The sequence below is a fragment of the Variovorax sp. 10N420 genome, from assembly GCF_056394705.1.
The window spans coordinates 20495-45219 of sequence record NZ_JBFTIJ010000017.1 but is presented as its reverse complement, the minus strand read 5'-3'; the positions used below and the strand labels follow the sequence as shown (position 1 = coordinate 45219).

The window sequence follows — 24725 nt, the reverse complement described above, 5'->3', positions numbered from 1 at the left end:
AGACGCGTCAGCCGCCCCCGCGAGGCCGCGGCACCTCGATCAGGAGATCGGGCCGAAAGTTCTCCTGCTCGCCCTTCGACATATAGCCCAGCGGGTTGGCGACGACGCGGCAGCCGTCCTTCACATAGTCGAACTGGCAATGCAGATGCCCGTGCAGCCAGAGCTCGGCATAGGGCAGCAGTTCGTCCAGGCTGTTGCAGAAGCCGGCCGTGCCGGGCGTCAGCCCATAACGCGGATCGGCGCTCGCCAGCGTCGGCGCGAAATGCGTGACCGCGACCGTGGTGCCGTCGAAGTTCTCGGCCAAAGCATTTCGCAGCCACGCCTGGCACGTCAGTGAGTGCTCTCTCAGAGGTTCTGCAAGAAAGAGTTCACCAGCGCGGAGCGTGCCTGCCTTCTCGAGATAGAAATTGGCTGCGCGCATCGCCTTGCCGCGTTTCTTGAAAGCCTCGGCCATGCTGTCCGTCGGCTCCACGAGTGCATCGAAATCAGCCCACAGCGTGGTGCCGACAAAGCGGACTTCGTCAATGACGAGGATTTCGCGCTCGAGCCACTGAATATCGAGTCCGTCGCAAGTCTCACGCAAGCGCGTGTGGATCTCGTCGAAGTCGGCGTTGTCGTATTCGTGGTTGCCCGGCACGTACAGGACCGGGACCGGCCATCCGTGGCGAGGCGAAAAGCGGCCCAGTCCGAAGTCCGGTTCCAGCAGCCTCGAACCTGACTGGTAAGAGCCAATGTCGCCGGCAAGTACCAGCAGATCGGCACCGGGGGCCGGCGCAATCTCAAGTTGCGGATGCACCTCGATGTGCAGGTCGGAGAGCAACTGGAGCTTCATGATGAATGCAGTCTAGATGAGGAGGTCATGCGCTGCACGCATAAAGTTCAACTTGAAGCATTGGGGAAAACCCTTAATCTTCAATCCATCGTTACTTCAAGCGCGCGCAAAAGCGGCGCACCATCATGTTCAGCTTGATCGCCCAAGTGGCAAGTTTCTTTTTCTCTTCCAATGCCGTGACCTCCAATCCGGCCACCGCGCTGATGGAATCGGCCGACGTTCGCGCTGGCCTCGATGCGCATCATGCCCAGGAACTGCGCGCTGCGGCCAGCGCCTGGCTCAGCGTCATCCGCTGATCAGCCTCCTACCTTCCTGCTCTCCTGCCCAGCGGCGACCCTTCGAACGCGGCGCTCGCCGACCGCAGCAGCGCCTGCCGTAGCCATTCGTGCGCGTGCGCATGCTGCGCGCGCCGATGCCAGAGCGCATCCACATGCACGTGCGGCTGATCGAATGGCAGATCGCGCAAGACGAGCTGGTCGTCGATTCCCGTGACACGAACGAAATGACGCGGCATGACGGTCAGCAGATCAGAATTCGCGACCACGCGGCCCGCGGTGAAAAACTGGTTGACTGTGACCACGATGCGCCGCTCGCGCCCGAGCGCACCCAGCGTCTGGTCGATGAAGCCGTGCGGGCGTCCGGAAAAACTGACGAGCAGATGACGGGCGGCGCAGTAGCTGTCGAGCGTCAGGGGCGCAGCGGCCAGCGGGTGATCGCGCCGCATCACGCAAACGTATTCGCCCACGTAGAGCCGTTGGGTTTCGAAGGGCGTGCCGTCCCCCGACTGACCACGCGCAGACAAGCTGGCGACCACGGCCGGAAAGTAGCCAATCGCAACGTCGACCTCTTCGCTTTCGAGCATGCGGCGCGGATCGCGCGTGGTGAGAGGCAGCACGCGCAGCGAAACGGCGCGCGCTTCGGTCTCAACGATCTTGATCAGGCCTGGCATGAGTTCGGCTGCCGTCGCATCCGCCATCGCCAGAAGAAAAGTCGTGCTTGCGCCGCTTGCGTCGAACTCGCCAGGGGCAAGAGTGTGCTGAAGCTGCCGCAGCGCATCGCGCACCGTGGGCCAAAGCGCCAAGGCGCGCGGCGTCGGCTCGACGCCGGGGCCTGAGCGTCGCACGAGATCGTCCCCGAGCACCTCGCGCAATCGCCTGAGCGCGTTGCTCACCGCCGGCTGCGTGATGGAGAGGTTTCGCGCCGCGCGCGTGAGATTGCGCTCCGCCATGACTTCGTCGAACACGCGAAGGAGGTTGAGGTCGAGTGTGCGGAAGTTGATGTCCATCATTAGGCTGAATGATAGACATCAGAAAGATAAATTAGATAAACACTAGGGTAACCCCTAATATCAGCGCATCGCCTCCGATTTTGTTCACCTTTGGAGCACCTCATGACCCACTTCGTACACGTAGATACTCCTGCAACCCACCCCGGCGTGCTTCGCGCAGAGGCTGTGATCGAGCGCGTTCGCCGCTCGCGTCTCGGCTTCGACAGTTCGCGCGGCTTGGCCGCTTTGCTCCTGGCCGCCATCGTTTCATCACTGCTGGTGGTTGCCGACAAGCTCATGTCGACCACTGAAGAGGGTGGCCTGCTCGTCGCCTGGGTGGTGCTCTGGGGTGTGGCCTTCGTGGGCATGGCCCTCTTCGCCGGCACGGCCCGTTCGCTGGCGGTCCGTGGGATTGCAGCCGCCCGCAAGGTGGCGCGCCATCGTGCAGCGGCACGCGCCGATGAAGAATTCATGGCGTATGCAAAGTACGACACCCGTATCCTCCGCGACCTCGAAGTGGCTGCCTTGCGCCAGGAACGGCCGCAATTCAGCACCGCGACCGCGGCAGTCGGATCCGAGGACGCCGTGCCGTCGTTCCGGAATGCACTGCGCAGCGTCGGCTACTACTGATCTGGTCGAACCGCGCTCATGCAAAAAGCCGCCGAAAGGCGGCTTTTTCTTTGGCCGAACGCGAAGGCTCAGGCAGCGAGACGCTGCTCGATGGCGGCCTTCGTTGCCGGCAACTCCTTCGGAAGATGATGGTCCAGTTGCTGGAAAAGCTCTGCGTGGAGCTTCAATTCAGCTTGCCACGCCGCCTTGTCGATACTGGTGACGGTGTTGAACTGTTCGGCGCTGAAGTCCAGGCCCGTCCAGTTGAGGTCTTCATAGCGCGGGCTCACGCCAAAGACGTGCTCGGTGCCTTCGGCCTTTTGGTCGATGCGATCGATCATCCACTTCAGCACCCGCATGTTCTCGCCGTAGCCTGGCCACACGAACTTGCCGTCAGCGCCCTTGCGGAACCAGTTCGTGGTGTAGATCTTTGGCAGACGTGCGCCGGAAGCTTCGAGCTTCTTGCCGAGATCGAGCCAATGCTGGAAATAGTCGCTCATGTTGTAGCCGGCAAACGGCAGCATCGCGAACGGATCGCGCCGGACGACGCCTTGCTGGCCGGCAGCTGCGGCGGTCGTTTCGGAGCCCATGGTCGCTGCCATGTAGACGCCTTCCACCCAGTTGCGGGCTTCGGTCACGAGCGGAACGGTCGTCGAACGGCGGCCGCCGAAGATGAAGGCGTCGATTGCCACGCCCTTCGGATCGTCCCAGGCTTCGTCGAGCGCCGGGTTGTTGATGGCGGACACCGTGAAGCGCGCATTCGGATGCGCCGCCTTTGCACCCGTTTCCTTGGCGATGGCCGGGGTCCAGTCCTTGCCTTGCCAATCGATCGCGTGGGCGGGGGGCTCGCTCATGCCTTCCCACCAGACGTCGCCGTCGTCGGTCAAGGCGACGTTGGTGAAGATCACGTCATGGTCCAGGCTCGCCATGCAATTCGGATTGGTCTGCATGTTCGTGCCCGGCGCCACGCCGAAGTAGCCCGCTTCGGGGTTGATGGCATAGAGCTTGCCGTCGGCGCCGGGCTTGATCCAGGCGATGTCGTCGCCGATGGTGGTGACCTTCCAGCCTCCGAAGCCCGCTGGCGGGATGAGCATCGCAAAGTTGGTCTTGCCGCAGGCGCTGGGGAATGCGGCCGCCACATGGCGCTTCTTGCCTTCGGGGCTCGTGACGCCCAGGATCAGCATGTGCTCGGCGAGCCAGCCTTCGTCGCGGCCCATGTTCGATGCGATGCGCAGCGCAAAGCACTTCTTGCCCAGCAACGCGTTGCCGCCGTAGCCCGAGCCGTAGCTCCAGATTTCGCGCGTCTCAGGGTAGTGGACGATGTACTTCGTCTTGTTGCAGGGCCAGGAGACGTCCTTTTGCCCGGCTTCGAGCGGCGCGCCGACCGTGTGCACGCAAGGCACGAAGTCGCCTTCGGCGCCCAGCACGTCGTACACGGCCTTGCCCATGCGGGTCATGATCTTCATGTTGACTGCCACATACGGGCTGTCGGACAACTCGATGCCGATGTGCGCGATGGGCGAGCCCAAGGGGCCCATGCTGAAGGGCACGACGTACATGGTGCGGCCCTTCATGCAGCCGTCGAACAGCGGCTGGAGCGTTGCGCGCATCTCGTCAGGGGCCATCCAGTTGTTGGTGGGGCCGGCGTCTTCCTTTTTCGCGGAGCAGATGAAGGTGCGGTCTTCCACTCGCGCGACGTCGCTCGGGTCGGAAGTTGCCAGAAAGGAGTTCGGCCGCTTGGCGGGATTCAGCTTCTTGAAAGTGCCGGCATCGACCATGAGTTGGCAGAGACGGTCATATTCCTCGGCGCTGCCGTTGCACCAGTGGACGGCGGCCGGCTTGCACAACGCGGCCATTTCTGCCACCCAGGCGATCAGCCTGGCGTGCTTGACATAAGAGGGGGCCTGAATGGCGAGTCCCTTCAGCGGTGCGTTCATCGAAATCTCCTAAGTTGAAAATCGTCTTTTCGAAGGGGACTCGGCGCCGAGGACGGCGAGATCCATTTGAAAAAACGTTTCAGTCTCTGAAGAGTGGGGCCGGGTGTCAGCCAGCACGGACCGCAAGATGGGGCCGGACGATGCCGACCCCTGATTCGGCCAGAGGCGAATCAAGCCATGTAGATGGCGATGGATGCCAAAAGGAGCATCAGCACTCCGCCGACGATCGGCAGGACGAGGGGCATCAGATGAACGATCGACTCGACCGCGTCTTTTTCGACGGCGGCCGCATGGCCGGGTTCAATGGGAGTTGTTGGGTTGGTCATCAGGATTCCTCGGGTTCTCAGGACTGAGGTCATTTTAGAGGCGGCCCGGCGGGTCGCAGTCTAGGGGGTTGCCAGAGCCTCAGTGCTGCTCCATAGCTTCGAATCCGGCAGCTCTCAGCGCAATGAGAACGCTCGAAAGATGTTCCCGCCCGCGTGTCTGGAGCACCAGTTCGATGTCCACGTTCTGGGCCGCAAGCATGGTGAACGCGCGTTGATGGTGCACTTCGTCGATGTTGGCGCCCGCTTGCGCCACAGTGGCCGTGATATGGGCAAGGGAGCCCGGTATGTCGCGCGCACTGACGCGCACGCGCGCCAGCCGTCCAGCCCGCACCATCCCGCGCTCGATGATCGCTGCTAGCAGCAGCGGATCGATGTTCCCGCCCGAGAGCACCAGCCCGACCCGCTTGCCCTTGAAGCGGGCCGGATGCCTGATCAGTGCCGCGAGACCCGCGGCACCAGCCCCTTCGACCAGCGTCTTCTCGATTTCGAGAAGCATCAGCACCGCTTGCTCGATGTCGCCCTCGTCGACCAGCACAAGGTCGTCGACCAGCCGGCCGATGATCTCTTGCGTCAATGCTCCCGGCGTTCCGACCGCGATGCCTTCGGCGATGGTGTTGGTGCCCTGCGGGTGCGCGGTGCCCTTCACGGCATTGACCATGGCTGGAAAGCGCGTGGTCTGCACGCCGACGATTTCGATGTCCGGTCTGCGTGCGCGTGCGGCAACCGCCATGCCGGCAATCAATCCGCCGCCGCCGACGGACACCACGAGCGTGTCGAGATCCGGAACCGCATCGAGCATTTCGAGCGCGACCGTGCCTTGTCCCGCAATGATTGCGTTGTCGTCATACGGGTGAACGAAAGCCAGGCCTTCCTGTTCGGCCAACTCCAGGGCGTGCGCGCGTGCGCTGTCGAGGGTGTCGCCGTGGAGCACGATCTCGGCACCGAAACCGCGAGTCCGCTCGATCTTCACGCCGGGCGTGAACCGCGGCATGACGATCAATGCCCGCAAGCCCAGGCGCTGCGCGTGGTAAGCCACGCCTTGGGCGTGGTTTCCGGCCGACATCGCGATCACGCCACGCGTGCCGCCCTCTGAAAGGTCGACGAGCTTGTTACATGCGCCGCGTTCCTTGAAGGACGCCGAGAACTGGAGGTTTTCGAATTTCAGGAAAACTTGCGCACCGACGATTTCAGAGAGCGTGCGTGATTCCACGCACGGTGTTTCGAGTATTTGTCCTCTCAGGCGTGCTGCCGCACGTTCGATGTCTTTGATTTCCACCATTGCGAGCATTGTGGACGGATTCGCAACATCCGGGTTTTTACCCGCTTGCAGGCTTCCCGAAGCCAAAACTCTGCGCTATGGTCGCTCCCAGATTGGTTTCTCCCGGTAGGAGGTTGGTGAATGGTCAAGCGTTCTGGCGTCGATGTAGTGGCTGCGGCTTCCCGCGGCCATGCATTGCCATCGCCCGGACTCAAGGAAGCGCCGGTGCTTGAACTCATGTGTTCGCATTTCGTGCTGACGCTGGCGGCCAAGCAGGGCCCGCGGTTCAACGTTCGCCGCGACCTCAATGGTCTCCTGTCGCTCACCGGTCGGCATCTGGTCTGGCCGACGCCGGTGCTGTTGCGGCTGCGGGAGTTCCTGAGCCGCCGCTGCGCCGGCAACGAGGTCTGGAAAGACGTCGAGAACTTCGATGGCCGGACGCTGCTGGAGCGGCACGGCGTCTGGCGTGGTCCCTATGAGGAGGGCACGCTGTTCTTCTACCTCGACGAATACGCCAAGGACCAGCCCAAGGACTTGCTGGCGGTGCTGTCGGTGACGCGCGACTGGCTCACACACGCATTGCGCAAGCAATCGACGCTGGTCGAGAAGAACATCGACGCACTTGCCGGACTGCTGCAACTCAACAAGGCCGAGCGCGCGCTGCTGCTGTACGGCACCTTGGCGCGTTACCAGCGCGACCTACGATCGTTGCTCGTCGAGTTCAAGGTCAACAACGCGCCCGAAGCCTATGCGGCCATCGCCGAAGTGGCCGGCGTCAACGCGAGCGATGTCGGCGAAGCACTGCGCGCAGGCTCCCGGCTCGAACGCATCGGCCTGGTCGAAAACCTGATCTCGGAACACAACATCACCGACCTCGCCGACCTGATGAAGGTCAGCGAAAAGCTCCCGCCCGTGCTGATGCGCGAATACCGCGATCGCAACGAGTTGATGGCGGTGTTCACGCGGCCGTCCGCCAAGAGCGCGTTGACTGTCCAGGATTTCTCTTTCGTCGACGACGATGCACAGATGCTGGTCACGCTGCTGCGCGCCGCGGTCGCGCGCAAGGAGCCGGGCGTCAATGTTCTGCTCTATGGCCCGCCCGGAACCGGCAAGACCGAACTCGCCAAGGTGGTGGCGCGAGCAGCGGGGCTCGAGCTTTTCGAAGTCGAATACGCAGATCGCGACGGCAATTCGCTGTCGGGCCGTGATCGCTACCGTTCGCTGCAGATCGCGCAAGTGTTCCTGAAGGGCAGCGAGCAGGCTGCGTTGCTGTTCGACGAAGTGGAAGACGTGTTTCCGCCCATCAGCACCGAGGCCGCGCAACTCATGGCGCGCGCCGAGCAGATTCCTTCGCCGACCAGCGGAAGCGTCAGCGGCAAGGCGTGGGTGAATCAGATTCTCGAATCGAATGCCGTGCCCACGCTATGGGTCACCAATCGCATCGAACAGATCGATCCGGCTTTTCGGCGCCGCTTTGCCTATCACCTCGAACTCAAGTCACCGCCGCCGGGCGCGCGCGAGCAATTGGTGCGCAAGACGCTCGAGGGTGTTTCGGTGTCAGACACCTTCACGGCAAAGCTCGCGGCGCGCAAGGGCCTGACGCCTGCGCAGATCCGGACGGCCGTGCGTTTTGCCGAGCTGGCGATGACCGAAGGCGACTCGATCGAGCGCCTCATCGAGCGCCAGTTGAAGAACGCCGACCTCGCGCTCGGTACGCTCGACGGGCTGGGTGCGCGACGCAGCGTCACGACCTATGACCTCGACATGTTGAACGTCGAGACCCGTTTCGAGATCCCGCGCATCGTCGAAGCGCTCAAGGTGCGTGGACACGGAACGCTCTGCTTCTACGGAGCGCCCGGCACCGGCAAGACCGCCTTGGCGGAACACCTTGCGAAAGCGATTGGCCGGCCGCTCATCATCAAGCAGGCCAGCGATTTGATGAGCAAGTACGTCGGCGAGACCGAGCAGAACATGGCCGCGATGTTCAAGGAAGCCGAAGCCGAAAAGGCCATCCTGCTGCTCGACGAGGCCGACAGCTTCCTGCAGGACCGCCGGGGCGCCCAGCGCACTTACGAAGTGACCGAAGTGAACGAAATGCTGCAGGGCATGGAGCGCTTCGATGGCATCTTCGTGTGCACCACCAACCTGCTGGAGCGACTCGATCAGGCGGCCTTGCGGCGCTTCACCTTCAAGATCAAGTTCATGCCGCTGACCAGCGAACAGCGCGAGCAGATGTTCATCACCGAAGCGCTCGCTGGAGACGCCATGCTCATGACGAGCGAAATCAGGACGCGCCTTGCGAAGCTTCAGCAACTCTGCCCGGGCGATTTCGCGGCCGTGAAACGTCAGACGGATATCCTTGCCGTCGAATTTTCAGCGACCGAGTTTCTCGACCAGCTCGACGCTGAGCATCGGATCAAGCCCGAAGTGCGTGAATCGCGCGGCATGGGCTTCGTTCAGTAAACCAAACAGAAAGACTGCAGCGGGATTCGCCGCGCGGGAGGGCGAACGATGAAGAGTGTCCGTACGTTGGCTGCAGTGCGCTGCGCCACACCCATCGCCGTGTTGGCTGTCGTGGCCATGGTCACCGCGTGCGGGGGCGGCGGGAGCAGCGGGGGCGGAGTCGCGTTGCCGATAGCCTCGGCGCCCGTTGCGACGCCGAGCCAGCCAGTCGTGGCGTCATCCAGCGTCGCCGGACAGTGCGCCGCGCCGCGAATGGGCGTCGACCCCGACACCGGCGCCGCCTTTCCCGATCGCCCCGGGACTGCCGCCACCGAGAAAAGCTGGGTCCGCGCCTGGATCGATGAGACCTACCTGTGGTTTGACGAAGTGCCCACCACGCTCGCGGCGGCCGACTACGCAACGCCGATCGCGTATTTCGGCGCGCTCAAGACGCCGAAGCTGACGGCGAGCGGCCACGCCAAGGACCGCTTCCACTTCACCGAAGACACCGCGGACTTTCTCGCTTCGTCGCAGAACGGCATCCAGATCGGCTATGGACTCGAACTGGCGTTCTTGAGCGCTGCACCGCCGCGCGACCTTCGCGTGGCCTTCACGGAACCGGGCTCGCCGGCGGACCAGTCGGCGATCGCCCGCGGCGCGAAGGTCGTTGCCATCGACGGCATCGACGTTGCCAACGGCGCGGACGTTGCCGGACTCAATGCCGGCCTCAGCCCCGTGCACGAAGGCGAGGCGCACAGCTTCACGCTGCGTACGGCAGACGGCAGCGACCACACAGTGACGCTGACTTCAACGCGAGTCACCCGCACGCCCGTGCAGCATGTGAGCACGATCGCGACGGCCAGCGGCCCGGTCGGCTACATGCTCTTCAATGACCACATGGCGACGGCCGAAGCGGAGCTGATCGCGGCCGTCAACCAATTGAAGGGCGCGGGCATTGCCGATCTCGTGATCGACATGCGCTACAACGGCGGGGGCCTGCTCGATGTCGCGAGCGAACTGGCCTACATGGTCGGCCCCGCCGCGGCGACAGCCGGCACCGTGTTCGAGCGCCTTCAGTTCAACAGCAAGAACCCCTTCGCGCTCACACCCGCACAGGCTACGTTGCCGTTTCATTCGACCACGCGGGGCTTCTCGACCACGGCGGGGCAGCCGCTGCCGAAGCTCGGCCTGTCGCGCGTCACCGTGCTGACGGGGCCGGACACCTGCTCTGCAAGCGAGTCGGTGGTCAACAGCCTGCGGGGCGTCGGCGTCACCGTCAATCTGATTGGCGGCACGACCTGCGGCAAGCCCTACGGCTTCTTTCCGCAGGACAACTGCGGCACCACCTACTTCGCCATTCAGTTCCAGGGCGTCAACCAGAAGGGCTTCGGCGACTATGGCGATGGCTTTGCGCCGACTTGCGCAGTGGCGGACGACTTCGACCACGCACTCGGAGATCCGGCGGAAGCCCGTCTTGCTGCGGCCTTGAGCTTTCGCAGCAATGGAGCTTGCCCTGCAGTGGTCGCCAGCAAGATCGATGCTGCGCGCAACAAGGCGGAGGTGGGCGGCACGCCTTATCTGATCCGCTCGCCATCGCGAGAAAACCGGATCGTGAGGCCGAGCGCTGCGAACCCCGGCTAGAACGCCGCGCAGACGCGGAGCACATCCGCGCCGTAGGCTTCGAGCTTCTTGCTGCCGATCCCGCTGATGCCCTGGAGGTCCTCGTGCGTGGCGGGGGCGCGTTCTGCAATGGCTGCGAGCGTCGCGTCGTGAAAGATCACATAGGCCGGCAGGTTGTGCTCGCGCGCCACTTCGCCGCGCCAGGCCTTGAGGGCGGCGAAGCGGGTCTGGGCCTGCGTATCGAGCGTGGCAGCGGCTGGCGATGGGGCGCCGCGAACCGTCTTCTCGCGCCGCGATTTCCGCTCCGCGGGCTGCGACACGGACTCGCGGAGCATGACTTTGATCTCGCCCTTGAGGACAGCGCGTGAGCCGTCGGTGAGTTGCAAGGTGTTGTAGGCCTGCGCATCGACCGAGAGCGCGCCGGTCGCGATCAATTGCCGCAGCACGCCGCGCAATTGCGGCTCCGAGAACTCGTTCCCGATGCCGAAAGTGCTCACGCGTTCGTGCCCGAACTGCTTGACCTTCTCCGTCGCCTTGCCGCGCAGGATGTCCATGATGTGACCGGCGCCGAAGCTGATGCCGCTTTGCTGTTGCACACGGTAGATGGTGGAGAGCAGCTTGCGAGCCGCATCCGTGCCGTCCCACACCTGCGGTGGCGCGATGCAGTTGTCGCAATTCAGGCAGGCGATGCTCTTCTCGCCGAAGTAGCCCAAGAGACGCACACGCCGGCAGTCGCTGGCCTCTGCGAGCGACAGCAACGCATCGAGCTTGCCCCGCATCACCTGCTTGAAGTCTTCGCCCGCGGGGCTTTCGTCGATCATGCGGCGCTGGTTCACCACATCCTGCAAGCCGTAGGCCATCCAGGCGTCGGCCGGTTCGCCGTCGCGCCCTGCGCGGCCGGTCTCCTGGTAGTAGCCCTCGATGTTCTTCGGCATGTCAAGATGTGCGACGAAGCGCACGTCCGGCTTGTCGATGCCCATGCCGAAGGCGATGGTCGCGACCATCACGATGCCTTCGTCGCGCAGAAAGCGGTCCTGGTGCTTCTGGCGGACTGCCGCATCCAGACCCGCGTGATAGGGCAGCGCGTTGATGCCTGCATCGCTCAGAGTCTGGGCCACATCCTCGACGCGCTTGCGGGACTGGCAATAGACGACGCCCGCATCGCCCTCATGCTCGCGCTCGATGAAGCGCAGCAACTGGGTGGTCGCGTCCTTCTTCTCGACGATCGTGTAGCGGATGTTTGGCCGGTCGAAGCTCGATACGAACTGGCGCGCTTCTTCGAGTTGAAGGCGCTCGACAATGTCCGCCCGTGTCAGTGCATCGGCCGTCGCAGTGAGCGCGATGCGCGGCACGCCGGCATAGCGTTCATGCAGCACAGTCAGCGCGCGGTATTCGGGCCGGAAGTCATGGCCCCACTGGCTGACGCAATGCGCCTCGTCGATGGCGAACAGCGAGAGCTTGCCGCGCTCATGCAGCGAATCGAGCTGGGACAGGAAGCGCGGCGTCGTCACGCGCTCGGGCGCAGCGTAGAGCAGAGTGATTTCGCCCCGCAGCATGCGGCGCTCGACGTCCTGGGTCTGCTCCCAATCCAAGGTGGAATTGAGAAACGCCGCATCGACCCCTGCTTCGTGCAGCGCACCGACCTGATCGTGCATGAGCGCGATGAGCGGCGACACCACGACCGCAACGCCATGGCCGCAGCGTTGGCGCGCAATAGCCGGGATCTGGTAGCAGAGCGACTTTCCGCCGCCCGTTGGCATCAGCACGAGGGCGTCGCCGCCGTCGGTGACGTGATGCACGATCTCCTGCTGAGGTCCGCGAAACTGCGCGTAGCCGAAGACCTCGTGAAGGATCAGTTCCGGTGCGGTGGCGGTTGCAGGGGATTCGGAGGGTGGAGCGGACAAGGCGGCTTTGATTCTGGTGGGTGCTGGAACGAGCACGCGCACCTCCCGTGCGCGTGAACGCCATTGTCTCCGATGGCCTTCCGCAGGCTGGCACAGGCTTTGCAAACCACCATCTTGTTCGTTGCTTTGTGACCTGTCTAGACAGCTTTTGGTGCGCCGAAATGTATCTGTTGCATTGCAAAGGGGCAGACGGCTCTTGATCTGGGTCGCAGTCTCGGGTTAACCTGTATATACAGGTGCATCGCAGCGAAAGAAACTCGGCCTCCTGCTGGGATCGGCACCTATGGCGTTCCAGCGAGCCGAACTTTTTTGAAACGCAACAGGAGAACCTTGATGGTCAAGTCGGTCGGAAAAATCGCCTCGCTGGTCGCGGCAATGGCGTGCATCGCAGGCATGGCGGCGAATGCCAGCGCGGAGGAAACCAAGATCGTGCTCGGCATGTCCGGCTGGACCGGCTTCGCGCCGCTCACGCTGGCAGACAAGGCAGGCATCTTCAAGAAGAATGGGCTGGACGTCGAACTGCGCATGATTCCGCAGAAGGACCGCCACCTGGCGGTGGCTTCGGGCGCCGTGCAGTGCGCCGCCACCACGGTCGAGACGCATGTGGCATGGAACGCCAACGGCGTGCCGATCGTGCAGATCTTCCAGATGGACAAGTCCTATGGCGCCGACGGCATCGCCGTGCGCAACGACGTCAAGACCTTTGCGGACCTGAAGGGCAAGGCAGTCGGCGTCAGCGCGCCGGGCACCTCGCCTTACTTCGGTCTGGCCTGGATGCTCAACAAGAACGGCATGACCATGAAGGATGTGAAGCTGGTCTCGCTGGAGCCGCAACCTGCCGCGCAGGCCTTCGTCTCCGGTCAGAACGACGCCGCGATGACCTACGAGCCGTATCTCTCGACAGTGCGCTCCAATCCGGCCGCCGGCAAGATCCTGGCGACGACGCTCGACTACCCCATGGTGATGGACACGGTCGGCTGCACGCCGACCTGGCTCAAGTCCAACGCCAAGGCTGCGCAGGCGCTGACCAATTCTTACTTCGAAGCGCTGGAGATGATCAAGAACGATCCGGCCAAATCGAACGAGATCATGGGCGCCGCGGTCAAGCAGTCGGGCGAACAGTTCGCGAAATCATCTGCCTACCTGCGCTGGTCCGACAAGGCGGCCAACCAGAAATTCTTTGCGAACGACATCGTGCCCTTCATGAAAGATGCGCAGGTGATCCTGCTGGAGTCCGGCGTGATCCGCAAGGCGCCTGACGACCTGAACGCCATCGTCGACACCAGCTTCATCAAGTAAGAGCGACACCATGGACGCGACGCCTGTCATGAACTCATCCAAGCCGGTGATGCCCGCAGGAGCGGTCGCGTCGGTGGCGCCTCGCCGGCGCCGCGCACTGGCCCCGCTCGAACCCGTCAGCGCGCGCGCCCGATGGCTCCTTGGGCTGGGCTTTTTCGTGGTCTTCGTGGTGGTCTGGAGCTTCTTCACGCTCGGCGGATTCGTCTCGCCGACCTTCCTCGCGAGCCCCATCACGATGCTCAAGGAGGGCGTGCAGCTCTTCACCCAATACGACTTCAGCCACGACATCGCGATGACGGTGTGGCGCGTGCTCGGCGGCTTCGTGCTGGCTTCGATCGTCGCGGTGCCGCTCGGCATCGCGATGGGCACCTGGAAGAGTGTCGAAGCCTTCTTCGAGCCCTTCGTGTCCTTTTGCCGCTACCTGCCGGCCTCTGCGTTCATTCCGCTGCTGATTCTCTGGGCGGGCATCGGCGAAGCGCAGAAGCTGCTGGTGATCTTCATCGGCTCGGTGTTCCAGGTCACGCTGATGGTGGCCGTCACGGTGGGCAGCGCACGGCGCGATCTGGTCGAGGCGGCGTACACGCTGGGCGCCAACAGCCGCGGCATCGTGCTGCGGGTGCTCATCCCGGGCGCGGCGCCGGGCATTGCAGAGACGCTGCGCCTCGTGCTGGGCTGGGCCTGGACCTACGTGATCGTCGCGGAACTGATCGGTTCGTCTTCAGGCATCGGCCACATGATCACGGACAGCCAGGCGCTGCTGAACACCGGGCAGATCATCTTCGGGATCATCGTCATTGGCGTGATCGGGTTGATTTCCGACCTGGCCTTCAAGGCGCTGAACCGTCGCCTCTTCGCATGGAGCACCCTGTGATGAACCAGCTTTCCATTCGTGGTGTTTCGCGCACCTTCACCGGCACGCGCGGCCAGAAGACGCAGGCCCTGCTGCCGATCGACTTCGAAGTGCGCGAGAACGATTTCGTCACCATTCTCGGCCCGTCGGGCTGCGGCAAATCGACGCTGCTGCGCATCGTCGCGGGCCTCGACTATCCGACCGAAGGCCGAGTGCTGCTGGACGGACAGACCATCGAAGGACCGGGCGCCGATCGCGGCGTGGTGTTCCAGAGTTACACGCTCTTTCCGTGGCTGACGATTGCGCAGAACATCCGCTTCGGCCTTCGCGAACGGGGCATGAGTGAGGCCGATCAAAAGGAGCGCAGCGACTTCTTCATCGCCAAGGTCGGCCTGCGCGGCTTCGAGAACCACTTTCCGAAGCAACTGTCGGGCGGCATGCAGCAACGCACCGCCATCGCGCGTGCGCTCGCCAACGATCCGAAGATGCTGCTGCTCGACGAGCCTTTCGGCGCGCTGGACAACCAGACCCGTGTGCTCATGCAGGAACTGCTGCTCGGCATCTGGGAGTCGGCGCGCAAGACAGTGCTCTTCGTCACGCACGACATCGATGAGGCGATCTTCATGGCCAACCGCGTGGCGGTGTTCAGCGCGCGGCCCGGGCGCATCAAGACCGAGATCGCCGTCGACTTTCCGCATCCTCGCCACTACACCGTCAAGACCTCGCCCGAGTTCATGGAGATCAAGGCGCGCCTCACCGAAGAGATTCGCGCGGAATCCATGGCTGCAGCAGCATCATGAACCACCTCCTGGCTTCGCGCACTTCGTGTCGCTTCTCCCACCCCCTTGCAGGGGGCAACACCAGCGGCCCGGCGAAGCCGGTTCCGCGGTGTTTCGCGGAGGCGCTATGACGGCTGCCGCGCTTCGCAAATCCGGTTCGCCCGGCCCGGCGCTGCCTGCAATGGCACTCTACGAGCAGGTCAAGGCGTTCATCACGCACAAGATTCAGGACGGCTCCTGGGCTGCGGGGCACCGCCTGCCATCTGAAAGCGAACTCGTCGCGCAGTTCGGCGTAGCCCGCATGACGGTCAATCGCGCGCTGCGCGAATTGGTGGAGCAGGGCCGGATCGTGCGCGTTGCCGGTGTGGGAAGCTTTGTCGCGGAGAACAAGCCCCAGTCGACGCTGCTGCAGATCGCCAACATTGCCAGCGAGATCCGCGCGCGCGGCCACGACTACCGCTGCGAGTTCCTGGTGGCGGAGCGCATTGCTGCGTCGCCTGACGCCGCAGTGTGGCTCGACCTGCGCCCCGGCGAATCGGTTTTTCACACCGTGTGCCTGCATCTCGAAAACGACATTCCGGTCCAGCTCGAGGATCGCTACGTCAATCCGCGCGTGGTTCCCAACTTTCTCGAGCAGGATTTCGGCGCGATCCCGCCGAGCGAATTCCTGGTGCGCAACGTGCCGTTCGACCAGATCGAGCATGTCGTCGACGCCGTGCTGCCGACGCCGGAGCAAGCCGAGCGGCTGGCCATGGCAGGCACCGACCCATGCCTGTTGCTCACACGGCGTACCTGGACCCGCACGACGCCCGTGACCTTGGTCCGCTGCCTGCACCCGGCTTCACGCTACCGCCTCGGCAGCCGCTTTCGCGCCGACGGCAATCCGAGCATCGGCTAGGTCGCGTCCGTTCGCCTCACATCTTTTGACGCCCCTACTTGTATAGACAGGATCCTTCATGGACAACGCTTCTCTCACCCCAGCGCCGCTCATGCTCACGCCCGGCGAGGTCGATCTCGCCACGCTGCGCCGCGTGTACGCCGGTGGCGAACGACTGGCGCTGCATTCGTCGGCCCGCGCGGGATTGGTGGCCGCACAAGCCACGGTGCGCAAAATCGTCGAATCCGGGGACGTGGTCTACGGCATCAACACCGGCTTCGGCAAGCTGGCGCAAACCATCATCCCCACCGAGCGGCTCGCGGAGTTGCAGCGCAATCTGGTGCTTTCGCACAGTGCCGGCACGGGCGATCCGCTGCCCGCGGGCGTGGTTCGGCTTGTGCTCGCAACCAAAGCCGTGAGCCTGGCGCGCGGCCATTCGGGCGTGCGGCCTGAAATCGTGAATGCGCTGCTCGGCCTGTGCAATGCGGGCCTGCTGCCGCGCATTCCCTCGAAGGGCTCGGTTGGCGCATCGGGCGACCTCGCGCCGCTCGCGCACCTCGCCTGCGTGCTCATCGGCGAGGGGGAAGTCACGACGCCTGAAGGCGATGTGATCGGCGGCGCCGATGCGCTCGGCCGCATCGGCATTGCACCCTTCGTGCTTGGACCCAAGGAAGGGCTCGCGCTGCTCAACGGCACGCAGGTTTCGACCGCGCTCGCATTGGCTGGCCTCTTCGGTGCCGAGGACGTCTTTGCCGCCGGCCTGATGGCGGGCGCGCTTTCGCTCGAAGCCATTCAAGGCTCGATCAAGCCGTTCGATGCGCGCATTCACGCGGCACGCGGCCAGCCCGGGCAGATCGCGGTGGCCGGTGCGATGCGTGCACTGCTCGACGGCAGTGAGATCGTGCCTTCGCACGCGGACTGCGGTCGCGTGCAGGATCCGTATTCGATTCGCTGCGTGCCGCAGGTCATGGGTGCGTGCCTCGATAACCTGGCGCACGCTGCGCGCGTGCTGCGCATCGAAGCCAATGCGGCATCCGACAACCCGCTGGTCTTTGACAACGGCGACGTGATCTCCGGAGGCAACTTTCACGCGGAACCTGTCGCTTTCGCGGCCGACATCATTGCGCTCGCGGTGAGCGAAATCGGCGCGATCTCGGAGCGCCGCATGGCGCTGCTGCTCGACAGCGGCCTGTCGGGCCTGCCGCCGTTCCTGGTGCGCGATGGCGGCGTCAACTCCGGCTTCATGATTGCGCAGGTCACCGCCGCTGCGCTCGCGTCGGAGAACAAGTCGCTCGCGCATCCGGCCAGCGTCGACAGCCTGCCGACCTCGGCCAATCAGGAGGACCATGTGTCGATGGCCACGTTCGCGGGCCGTCGCCTTGCAGAGATGGTCGAGAACACGGCGGTCGTGGTGGGCATCGAGGCCATGGCCGCCGCCCAAGGCATCGAACTCAAGCGTGGCTCTAAGAGCTCACCGCTCCTCGAAGCCGAGTTCGCCGCCATCCGCGAGCGCGTCGCCTTCATCGACCAGGACCGTTTCCTCGCCCCTTCCATCGAAGCGATGCGTATCTGGGCGCGACAGGGCCAGTGGCCCGAGGCAGTGCAGTCCATCCTGCCAAGCCAGCAATGAAGCTCACCCCCAGCCTCGCCCACTTCGTGTGGCTCGGGCACCCCCTCTCCGGGGGCAACCCCAGCCGCCCGGCAAAGCCGGTTCTGCGGGGTTTCTGAGCTGCCAGATTTAACGATTCCGTTCCGACACCTAAAGGACACTTCGCCATGAACGCACCCGACAAATTCCTCGCTGCCAAGACCGATCCGCGCCACGATGCGAGCCGCGTGATTCGCGCGCCGCGCGGCAGCACGCTCAGCTGCAAGAGCTGGCTCACTGAGGCGCCGTTTCGCATGCTGCAGAACAACCTCGACCCGGAGGTGGCGGAGCGCCCGCAGGACCTCGTGGTGTATGGCGGCATCGGCCGCGCGGCGCGCGACTGGGCCTGCTTCGACCAGATCCTTGCGTCGCTCAAGGAACTGAACGACGACGAGACGCTGCTCATCCAGTCGGGCAAGCCCGTGGGCGTCTTCAAGACGCACGAGAACGCACCGCGGGTGCTGCTCGCCAATTCGAACCTGGTGCCGAAGTGGGCGACGTGGGAGCACTTCAGCGAGCTCGATCGCAAGGGCCTGATGATGTACGGCCAGATGACTGCCGGCAGCTGGATCTACATCGGCAGCCAGGGCATCGTGCAAGGCACCTTCGAGACCTTTGTCGAAGCGGGCCGCCAGCATTACGACAACGACCTCACCGGCAAGTGGATTCTCACGGCCGGCCTCGGCGGCATGGGCGGCGCGCAGCCTCTGGCCGCGACGCTTGCGGGTGCGGTCTCTCTCAACATCGAGTGCCAGCAATCGAGCATCGACTTCCGCCTGCGCACGCGCTATCTCGACAAGCAGGCAAAGGACATCGACGACGCCCTGGCGCTCATCAAGCAGCACACCGAAGCCGGCGAAGCCGTGTCGATCGGCCTGCTAGGCAATGCAGCCGATGTGCTCCCGGAGCTGGTGAAGCGCGCCAAGGCAGGCGGAATCAAGCCCGACCTCGTGACCGACCAGACGTCCGCGCACGACCTCGCCAGCGGCTACCTGCCGATGGGTTGGACGCTCGCGCAATGGGAGGCTGCCAAGGCCGATCCGACGCAGCATCCGGCGTTGCGCAAGGCCGCCGCCAAGTCCTGCGCGGTGCACGTGCAGGCGATGCTCGACTTCCAGGCGATGGGCATTCCGACGGTCGACTACGGCAACAACATCCGCCAGGTCGCCTTCGATGAAGGCGTGAAGAACGCTTTCGACTTTCCTGGCTTCGTGCCGGCGTACATCCGGCCGCTGTTCTGCGAAGGCAAGGGCCCGTTCCGCTGGGTGGCGCTCTCGGGCGACCCCGAGGACATCTACAAGACCGACGCCAAGATCAAGGAGCTGTTCCCCGACAACAAGCACACGCATCGCTGGCTGGACATGGCGCGCGACCGCATTGCCTTCCAGGGCCTGCCGGCGCGCATCTGCTGGCTGGGACTGGGCGAGCGCCACAAGGCGGGTTTGGCGTTCAACGAGATGGTGAAGAGCGGCGAGCTCAAGGGCCCTGTCGTGATCGGCCGTGACCACCTCGACACCGGCTCCGTTGCCAGCCCCAACCGCGAAACGGAATCGATGAAGGACGGCACCGATGCCGTGTCCGACTGGCCGCTGCTCAACGCGCTGCTGAACACCGCCGGCGGCGCGACCTGGGTCAGCCTGCATCACGGCGGCGGTGTCGGCATGGGCTATTCGCAGCACTCGGGCGTGGTCATCGTCTGCGACGGGACCGACGCGGCTGCCAAGCGTATCGAACGCGTGCTCTTCAACGACCCGGCCACCGGCGTGATGCGCCATGCCGATGCGGGCTACGACATCGCCGTCGCGACAGCGAAGAAGCAGGGGCTGAACCTGCCGATGATCAAGTAGGCGCAGCAGTCGGTCGCAACGTGGCACTGCACAGATTCGACATGGGCTCGCTGCCCGCAATGCTGTGGAAGAACGGCGGCGGGGTGACGCGAGAGATCGCGTGCTCGCCGCCGGGCGCCGGAATCGAAGGTTTCGACTGGCGAGTGAGCATCGCAACTATCGACAAGACCGGGCCGTTCTCGGCGTTCGCCGATGTGGACCGCGTGATCATGCTGCTGGACGGTGCTGGAGTGCGCCTTCGCTCGGTGGGCGGCCGCATCGACCATCGGCTCGACGTGCCGCACGCGCCATTCGCTTTTGCCGGAGACGCGGTGCTGGATTGCGAATTGCTCGGAGGAAGCTCCACCGACTTCAACGTGATGACGCGTCGCGGCAAGCTGCGGGCGGACGTCCGCGTGCTGCACGGGAGCGGCGGCATCGCGCTTGCGGAACGAGGGCTGCTGCTGGTGCTGCGCGGGAATTGGCGATTGAACGAAATCGATTGCGCGGCCGGCACCGGGTTCTGGTGGGACGGTGATGCGCATGAATGGCGAGCGGCCTCAGGCGACGCTGACGCCGCGCTGGTCGCGGTGCGCATCGGGCCGACAAACACAAGCTCAAGCGAATAAACACCATGAACCACCTCGAACTCCCTTCGGCCGATGGCGTCTGGCACCGCCTCCGCATCGCGCCGGGCGCGCTCGCTGATGACAGCTCGATCGATGGTGAAGCGGCCATCGTGGTAGCCGCTGGAAACATCGCCTGGATCGGCCGCCCGCGCGATTTGCCGCACGCATACGTTGGCTTGCCGCGCTTTGATGGGCACGACGCGCTGGTCACGCCCGGACTCATCGACTGCCATACGCATCTCGTCTACGGCGGACAGCGCGCGAACGAGTTCGCGATGCGTCTGGCCGGCGCCACCTATGAAGAAGTCGCGAAGGCCGGCGGCGGCATCGTCTCCTCCGTTCGCGCCACGCGTGACGCGGACGAAGACACGCTCTATGCCCAAGCGGCGCCGCGTCTTGAGCAACTGCTCGCCGATGGTGTCTGCGCGATCGAGATCAAGTCCGGCTATGGCCTCGCGACCGAACACGAGCGCAAGCAACTGCGGGTCGCGCGGCGCCTCGGCGAGGCATACGGCGTCACCGTGCGCACCACCTTTCTCGGCGCGCACGCACTACCGCCGGAGTACGAAGGGCGCAGCGCCGATTACGTCGAACTCGTCTGCAATGAGATGCTGCCTGCGTTGGCTGCGAAAGGGCTTGTCGATGCGGTGGATGTGTTCTGCGAGCGCATCGCCTTTTCGCTGGTGGAGACCGAGCGCGTGTTCAAGGCGGCCAAGGCGCTGGGGCTGCCGGTCAAGCTGCATGCGGAGCAACTGTCCGACATGGGCGGCGCCGCGTTGGCAGCCCGCTATGGCGCGCTCTCCTGCGATCACATCGAACATCTCTCCGCCGAAGGCATCGCGGCGATGCGAGAGGCGGGCACCGTGGCCGTGCTGCTCCCCGGCGCCTTCTACACCTTGCGCGATACGCATCTGCCGCCGATCGATGCGCTGCGCGCAGCGGGCGTGCCGATGGCGGTGTCCACCGATCACAACCCGGGCACATCGCCTGCGCTCAGTCTGCTGCTGATGGTGAACATGGCCTGCACGCTTTTTCGCCTGACCGTACCCGAGGCGATCGCAGGCGTGACCCGGCATGCGGCGCGTGCGCTGGGCCTGCAAGACACGCATGGTGCGTTGGCCGTTGGCCGACCGGCCAACTTCGTTTTGTGGCGGCTTCGCGAGAGCGCCGAACTGGCTTACTGGTTCGGCCAGCAGCCCGCTCGCACCATCGTGCGCCAAGGGCGAATTGCGTCCGGACATTCACGCTGAAGGGCCAAGGATGCCATCCCTCTTTGCATCCGATGCGTTGCTGCCGAGCGGTTGGGCGCGCAACGTTCTGCTCGAATGGAATGCCGATGGCGTGCTGTCCGCCGTCACGCGCGATCACACGCCAGCCGGCAATTTGCCGCGCGCTGCCGGACCGGTGCTGCCCGGCATGCCCAATCTTCATTCGCACGCATTCCAGCGCGCCTTCGGTGGGCTGACCGAGTTTCGCGGCGCGGCGCAGGACAGCTTCTGGAGTTGGCGGACGCTGATGTACCGCTTCGCGGCAAGGATCTCGCCGGACCAGGTCGAGGCGATCGCCACCTGGCTCTACATCGAGATGCTCGAAGCCGGCTACACGTCGGTGTGCGAGTTCCACTACCTGCATCACCATCTGGATGGCAAACCGTACGCTGACGATGCGACCCTGGCATTGGCGCTGCTCAGGGCGGCGGCACGTGCGGGCATCGGCATGACGCTGCTGCCCGTGCTGTATCAGACCAGTGGCTTCGGCGCTCTGCCGCCGAGCGAGGAACAGCGGCGCTTCATTCGCTCAACGGATTCAATGCTGAGGCTGCTGGAGCGACTGCGCCCACTGTGCGAGGTTCAGGGTGCACGGCTCGGCCTTGCGCCGCATTCGCTGCGCGCGGTGCCGCCGGACAGCTTGCGAAATGTGCTCGAGGGGCTGGATGCGATCGATGCCACGGCGCCCATCCACATTCACATTGCCGAACAGACGGGCGAAGTCGACGCGAGCATTGCATGGAGCCGCCAACGCCCGGTGGCATGGCTGCTCGACCACGCGAAGGTCGATGCGCGCTGGTGCCTGGTGCATGCAACGCATATGGATGCGGATGAATACCGCCGCGCTGCCGCCAGCGGGGCTGTGGCGGGCCTGTGCCCCACCACCGAGGCCAACCTGGGCGACGGCATCTTCGATCTCGAGGCATGGCGCGCGGGCGGCGGCCGCTGGGGCGTGGGCTCCGACAGCCATGCCTGCGTCAATGCGGCGGAGGAACTGTTGATGCTGGAGTACGGGCAACGGCTCGCCACGCGGCAACGCAATGTAGGTGCCGACGCGGCGCACCGCGACGTCGCAACCGCCCTGACGCTTGCGGCCGTACAGGGCGGGGCGCAGGCATCGGCCCGCGCCATCGGCGGACTCGCTCCGGGTCAGCAGGCTGACTTCATCGTGCTCGACTCATCGCACATCGCACTGCAAGGGCTTTCCGCGCAGGACATGCTCTCCGCGCACGTGTTCGCGAGCCATCGCACCTCTGCGATCGGCAGTGTCCAAGTTGCCGGCAAGACCCGGACAAGCGCCGGCCGCCATGTTGCTCACGACGAAGCCGCAGCCGCGTTCGTGGCAGCGCGCAGCCAACTTCTCGCCAAGGATTGAACGAAATGCCTTTCACGACGACCGAGCCTCCTTTTCGCTTCCGCCGCGGCACGCGCCCGCTGTTGATTTCCATGCCGCACGTGGGCACGCACGTGCCGCCGTCCATCGCTGCGCGCCTGAGCGATGAGGCACGCCATGTGCCCGACACCGACTGGCATCTGGAGCGCCTCTATGACTTCGCCGACGAACTCGGCGCCTCGGTGCTCGTGGCAACGCACTCGCGCTACGTCGTCGACCTCAACCGTCCCCCGGATGGCGCCAGCCTCTATCCCGGGCAGAGCGTCACCGGCCTGTGCCCCGTGGACACCTTCGACGACACCGCGCTTTATCCGGCGGGCGATGTTCCTGATGCCGCGGAGATCGCCGAACGGCGCGATGCCATCTGGCAGCCCTACCACCGACAGCTCGCCGACGAACTCATGCGCATCAAGGCGGAGCACGGCATTGCCATGCTGTGGGACGCGCACTCGATCCGATCGGTGCTTCCGCGCTTCTTCGAGGGCAAGCTGCCCGATCTCAATCTGGGCACCGCGCAGGGCGCAAGCTGCGATCGCGCCGTGGCCGAAGCGCTGCTGGGCATCGCCAAGCAGGCACCCGGCTTTACCAGCGTGCTCAATGGCCGCTTCACCGGCGGCTACATCACGCGGCATCACGGGCGACCGTCGCAAGGCGTGCATGCCGTGCAGCTCGAAATGACCCAGTGCAGCTATATGCAGGAATCACTTCCGTTCGACTATTTGCCGGAACGCGCCGCGCTCGTGAAGCCGCACCTGCAGCGCATGCTGGCCGCCATGCTCGACTTCGCCGCGTCGCGTCAAGGTTGAGGTAATCACTATGAACGCATCCGTCATCCGCGAGCTCGTGCGCCCCGAGGTGCCCACGCTGCCACCTTACAACGCCGGCTTGTCGTCCGAGGCCGTGCGCTCGCGTTACGGCGTCGATCGCATCGCACGCCTTGCCAGCAACGAGAACCCGTTTGGCGCGAGCCCGGCGGTTGCGCGCGCACTCGCCGACCTGGCGCTGCGGGTGGGCACGTACCCCGATGCAAACTGCACGGCATTGCGCACGGCCATCGCCGAGGGCACGGGCGCGCGTGCCGAAGAGATCGTGATCGGCAATGGTTCCGAATCGATCTTGCAGATGCTCTGCCAGGCCTTTCTGTCGCCCGGCGATCGCGTCCTCACGCAGCGTCCCGCGTTCGGCCTGCACGAGATCTATCCGCGCATGATGGGTGCGCAGGTCGAACTGCTGGCGCTCACGCCATCGCTTGAATACGACCTGGACGCATGGTGCGAAGCTCTCACGCGCGGACCGAAGATCGCGATGATCGCCAACCCGTCGAACCCGGTCGGCTGCATGTTCGACGGGCGTGCCTTCGCGCAACTGCTGTCCGCCACGCCTGCCGGTACGCTGCTGGTGATCGACGAGGCCTACTATGAGTACGCACGGCTCGCTGACGGCTTTCCCGACGCGCTGGCCGCGCTGCGGGCGCAACAACGTCCGTGGATCGTGCTGCGCACCTTCTCCAAGGCCTGGGGGCTTGCGGGGCTGCGCGTGGGCTATGGCATCGCATCCGATGCTTCGCTCATCCAGTGGCTCGACCGCGTGCGCACGCCGTTCAATGTCAACGAGGCGGCACAGGCCGCCGCGCTGGCCGCATGGAGCGACGAATCTTTCATGGCGAAAGCCGTCGAAGAAACCGTGAGGCAGCGCGAGTTGCTGGTGCAGCAACTGCATGCGATGAACGTGCCTGGACTGCGCATCGCGCCGTCCGCAGCCAACTTCCTGTTCATTGACCTGGCGCGGCCGAACGGCCCTGTGAACGAGGGGCTGCTGCAACGCGGCGTCATCGTCAAGCCATGGAAGGACGCCGGCTTCGAAAACTACATTCGCGTTTCGATCGGCTCGGACGTCGACAACGCGCACTTTCTCCAGGCGCTCGGCGAGATCGTCGACGGATAGACAGCCGCCAAGACCCG

At 64.6% G+C, this 24725-nt stretch carries 21 protein-coding genes; 15 read left to right on the top strand and 6 right to left on the bottom strand.

All coding sequences use genetic code 11. The annotated features are described in order from the left end of the window. Window positions 1-7 precede the first annotated feature (7 nt). Window positions 8-832, bottom strand: coding sequence for a metallophosphoesterase (locus AC1DEK_RS27340; RefSeq protein ID WP_478128456.1), 825 nt, complete (start codon window positions 830-832; stop codon window positions 8-10). 125 nt (window positions 833-957) lie between these two features. Here AC1DEK_RS27340 and AC1DEK_RS27335 point away from each other — a divergent pair, with 125 nt between their 5' ends. Then, on the top strand, window positions 958-1128 hold the full coding sequence (locus AC1DEK_RS27335) for a hypothetical protein (RefSeq protein ID WP_478128455.1): 171 nt from the start codon (window positions 958-960) through the stop codon (window positions 1126-1128). 8 nt (window positions 1129-1136) lie between these two features. Here the strand turns inward: AC1DEK_RS27335 and AC1DEK_RS27330 are convergent, their stop codons facing one another. Next, window positions 1137-2117 (bottom strand): LysR family transcriptional regulator, encoded by a 981-nt coding sequence (locus AC1DEK_RS27330; protein WP_478128454.1) that lies wholly within the window; start codon window positions 2115-2117, stop codon window positions 1137-1139. Between the two features lie 105 nt (window positions 2118-2222). Between AC1DEK_RS27330 and AC1DEK_RS27325 the strand changes: the two genes are divergently transcribed. Then, window positions 2223-2729 carry a hypothetical protein gene (locus AC1DEK_RS27325; RefSeq protein WP_478128453.1) on the top strand — a complete coding sequence of 169 codons (507 nt, stop codon included), beginning with the start codon at window positions 2223-2225 and terminating at the stop codon, window positions 2727-2729. Between the two features lie 68 nt (window positions 2730-2797). On the opposite strand, the gene AC1DEK_RS27320 is transcribed toward AC1DEK_RS27325, so the two are convergent. From AC1DEK_RS27320 to AC1DEK_RS27310, 3 genes are all read right to left on the bottom strand, one after another. Further along, a complete protein-coding gene (locus tag AC1DEK_RS27320) occupies window positions 2798-4645 on the bottom strand; it encodes a phosphoenolpyruvate carboxykinase (GTP) (RefSeq protein ID WP_478128452.1) in 1848 nt (615 codons plus the stop codon). Between the two features lie 170 nt (window positions 4646-4815). Then, window positions 4816-4971, bottom strand: coding sequence for a hypothetical protein (locus AC1DEK_RS27315; RefSeq protein ID WP_478128451.1), 156 nt, complete (start codon window positions 4969-4971; stop codon window positions 4816-4818). Window positions 4972-5050: 79 nt separating this feature from the next. Next, window positions 5051-6250, bottom strand: a complete 1200-nt coding sequence (locus tag AC1DEK_RS27310) for a threonine ammonia-lyase (RefSeq protein ID WP_478128450.1) — start codon at window positions 6248-6250, stop codon at window positions 5051-5053. A gap of 120 nt (window positions 6251-6370) precedes the next feature. Between AC1DEK_RS27310 and AC1DEK_RS27305 the strand changes: the two genes are divergently transcribed. Together AC1DEK_RS27305 and AC1DEK_RS27300 are read left to right on the top strand one after the other, a co-directional pair. Beyond that, window positions 6371-8692, top strand: a complete 2322-nt coding sequence (locus AC1DEK_RS27305; RefSeq protein WP_478128449.1) for an ATP-binding protein — start codon at window positions 6371-6373, stop codon at window positions 8690-8692. 48 nt (window positions 8693-8740) lie between these two features. After that, window positions 8741-10312: a S41 family peptidase gene (locus AC1DEK_RS27300; RefSeq protein ID WP_478128448.1), complete on the top strand. Its 1572-nt coding sequence runs from the start codon at window positions 8741-8743 to the stop codon at window positions 10310-10312. Here AC1DEK_RS27300 and recQ read toward each other — a convergent pair. Further along, window positions 10309-12195 (bottom strand): DNA helicase RecQ, encoded by a 1887-nt coding sequence (gene recQ / locus AC1DEK_RS27295; RefSeq protein WP_478128447.1) that lies wholly within the window; start codon window positions 12193-12195, stop codon window positions 10309-10311. The two genes, AC1DEK_RS27300 and recQ, sit on opposite strands and share 4 nt — an antisense overlap. A gap of 333 nt (window positions 12196-12528) precedes the next feature. Between recQ and AC1DEK_RS27290 the strand changes: the two genes are divergently transcribed. The 11 genes from AC1DEK_RS27290 (at window position 12529) to AC1DEK_RS27240 (ending at window position 24708) form a co-directional block, all read left to right on the top strand. Next, window positions 12529-13494, top strand: coding sequence for an ABC transporter substrate-binding protein (locus AC1DEK_RS27290; protein ID WP_478128446.1), 966 nt, complete (start codon window positions 12529-12531; stop codon window positions 13492-13494). Window positions 13495-13522: 28 nt separating this feature from the next. Continuing rightward, window positions 13523-14365 (top strand): ABC transporter permease, encoded by an 843-nt coding sequence (locus tag AC1DEK_RS27285; protein ID WP_478128499.1) that lies wholly within the window; start codon window positions 13523-13525, stop codon window positions 14363-14365. After that, window positions 14365-15144, top strand: a complete 780-nt coding sequence (locus AC1DEK_RS27280; RefSeq protein ID WP_478128445.1) for an ABC transporter ATP-binding protein — start codon at window positions 14365-14367, stop codon at window positions 15142-15144. Before AC1DEK_RS27285 ends, AC1DEK_RS27280 begins: the two co-directional genes overlap by 1 nt. A 106-nt stretch (window positions 15145-15250) precedes the next feature. Further along, window positions 15251-16021, top strand: coding sequence for a histidine utilization repressor (gene hutC, locus AC1DEK_RS27275; protein WP_478128444.1), 771 nt, complete (start codon window positions 15251-15253; stop codon window positions 16019-16021). 58 nt (window positions 16022-16079) lie between these two features. After that, complete coding sequence (gene hutH / locus AC1DEK_RS27270) at window positions 16080-17630, top strand: histidine ammonia-lyase (RefSeq protein WP_478128443.1); 1551 nt, start codon at window positions 16080-16082, stop codon at window positions 17628-17630. Between the two features lie 146 nt (window positions 17631-17776). Next, entirely contained in the window at window positions 17777-19495 is a 1719-nt protein-coding gene (gene hutU / locus AC1DEK_RS27265; RefSeq protein ID WP_478128442.1) for a urocanate hydratase, read from the top strand. A 20-nt stretch (window positions 19496-19515) separates the two neighbouring features. Next, on the top strand, window positions 19516-20103 hold the full coding sequence (locus tag AC1DEK_RS27260; protein ID WP_478128441.1) for a HutD/Ves family protein: 588 nt from the start codon (window positions 19516-19518) through the stop codon (window positions 20101-20103). A 5-nt stretch (window positions 20104-20108) separates the two neighbouring features. Next, entirely contained in the window at window positions 20109-21353 is a 1245-nt protein-coding gene (gene hutI / locus AC1DEK_RS27255) for an imidazolonepropionase (protein WP_478128440.1), read from the top strand. 10 nt (window positions 21354-21363) lie between these two features. Further along, entirely contained in the window at window positions 21364-22746 is a 1383-nt protein-coding gene (locus AC1DEK_RS27250) for a formimidoylglutamate deiminase (protein WP_478128439.1), read from the top strand. Between the two features lie 5 nt (window positions 22747-22751). Further along, on the top strand, window positions 22752-23570 hold the full coding sequence (gene hutG / locus AC1DEK_RS27245; RefSeq protein WP_478128438.1) for an N-formylglutamate deformylase: 819 nt from the start codon (window positions 22752-22754) through the stop codon (window positions 23568-23570). Window positions 23571-23580: 10 nt separating this feature from the next. Continuing rightward, entirely contained in the window at window positions 23581-24708 is a 1128-nt protein-coding gene (locus AC1DEK_RS27240) for a histidinol-phosphate transaminase (RefSeq protein ID WP_478128437.1), read from the top strand. Window positions 24709-24725: the final 17 nt, after the last annotated feature.

Coding starts and splice junctions, on each gene's coding strand:
- hutH (WP_478128443.1), top strand. CDS start 16,080: ATGGACAACGCTTCTCTCACCCCAGCGCCGCTCATGCTCACGCCCGGC.
- AC1DEK_RS27335 (WP_478128455.1), top strand. CDS start 958: ATGTTCAGCTTGATCGCCCAAGTGGCAAGTTTCTTTTTCTCTTCCAAT.
- AC1DEK_RS27315 (WP_478128451.1), bottom strand. CDS start 4,971: ATGACCAACCCAACAACTCCCATTGAACCCGGCCATGCGGCCGCCGTC.
- AC1DEK_RS27325 (WP_478128453.1), top strand. CDS start 2,223: ATGACCCACTTCGTACACGTAGATACTCCTGCAACCCACCCCGGCGTG.
- AC1DEK_RS27250 (WP_478128439.1), top strand. CDS start 21,364: ATGCCATCCCTCTTTGCATCCGATGCGTTGCTGCCGAGCGGTTGGGCG.
- AC1DEK_RS27320 (WP_478128452.1), bottom strand. CDS start 4,645: ATGAACGCACCGCTGAAGGGACTCGCCATTCAGGCCCCCTCTTATGTC.
- AC1DEK_RS27285 (WP_478128499.1), top strand. CDS start 13,523: ATGAACTCATCCAAGCCGGTGATGCCCGCAGGAGCGGTCGCGTCGGTG.
- hutU (WP_478128442.1), top strand. CDS start 17,777: ATGAACGCACCCGACAAATTCCTCGCTGCCAAGACCGATCCGCGCCAC.
- AC1DEK_RS27300 (WP_478128448.1), top strand. CDS start 8,741: ATGAAGAGTGTCCGTACGTTGGCTGCAGTGCGCTGCGCCACACCCATC.
- AC1DEK_RS27305 (WP_478128449.1), top strand. CDS start 6,371: ATGGTCAAGCGTTCTGGCGTCGATGTAGTGGCTGCGGCTTCCCGCGGC.
- AC1DEK_RS27310 (WP_478128450.1), bottom strand. CDS start 6,250: ATGGTGGAAATCAAAGACATCGAACGTGCGGCAGCACGCCTGAGAGGA.
- hutI (WP_478128440.1), top strand. CDS start 20,109: ATGAACCACCTCGAACTCCCTTCGGCCGATGGCGTCTGGCACCGCCTC.
- hutC (WP_478128444.1), top strand. CDS start 15,251: ATGACGGCTGCCGCGCTTCGCAAATCCGGTTCGCCCGGCCCGGCGCTG.
- AC1DEK_RS27290 (WP_478128446.1), top strand. CDS start 12,529: ATGGTCAAGTCGGTCGGAAAAATCGCCTCGCTGGTCGCGGCAATGGCG.
- AC1DEK_RS27340 (WP_478128456.1), bottom strand. CDS start 832: ATGAAGCTCCAGTTGCTCTCCGACCTGCACATCGAGGTGCATCCGCAA.
- hutG (WP_478128438.1), top strand. CDS start 22,752: ATGCCTTTCACGACGACCGAGCCTCCTTTTCGCTTCCGCCGCGGCACG.
- AC1DEK_RS27280 (WP_478128445.1), top strand. CDS start 14,365: ATGAACCAGCTTTCCATTCGTGGTGTTTCGCGCACCTTCACCGGCACG.
- AC1DEK_RS27240 (WP_478128437.1), top strand. CDS start 23,581: ATGAACGCATCCGTCATCCGCGAGCTCGTGCGCCCCGAGGTGCCCACG.
- AC1DEK_RS27330 (WP_478128454.1), bottom strand. CDS start 2,117: ATGGACATCAACTTCCGCACACTCGACCTCAACCTCCTTCGCGTGTTC.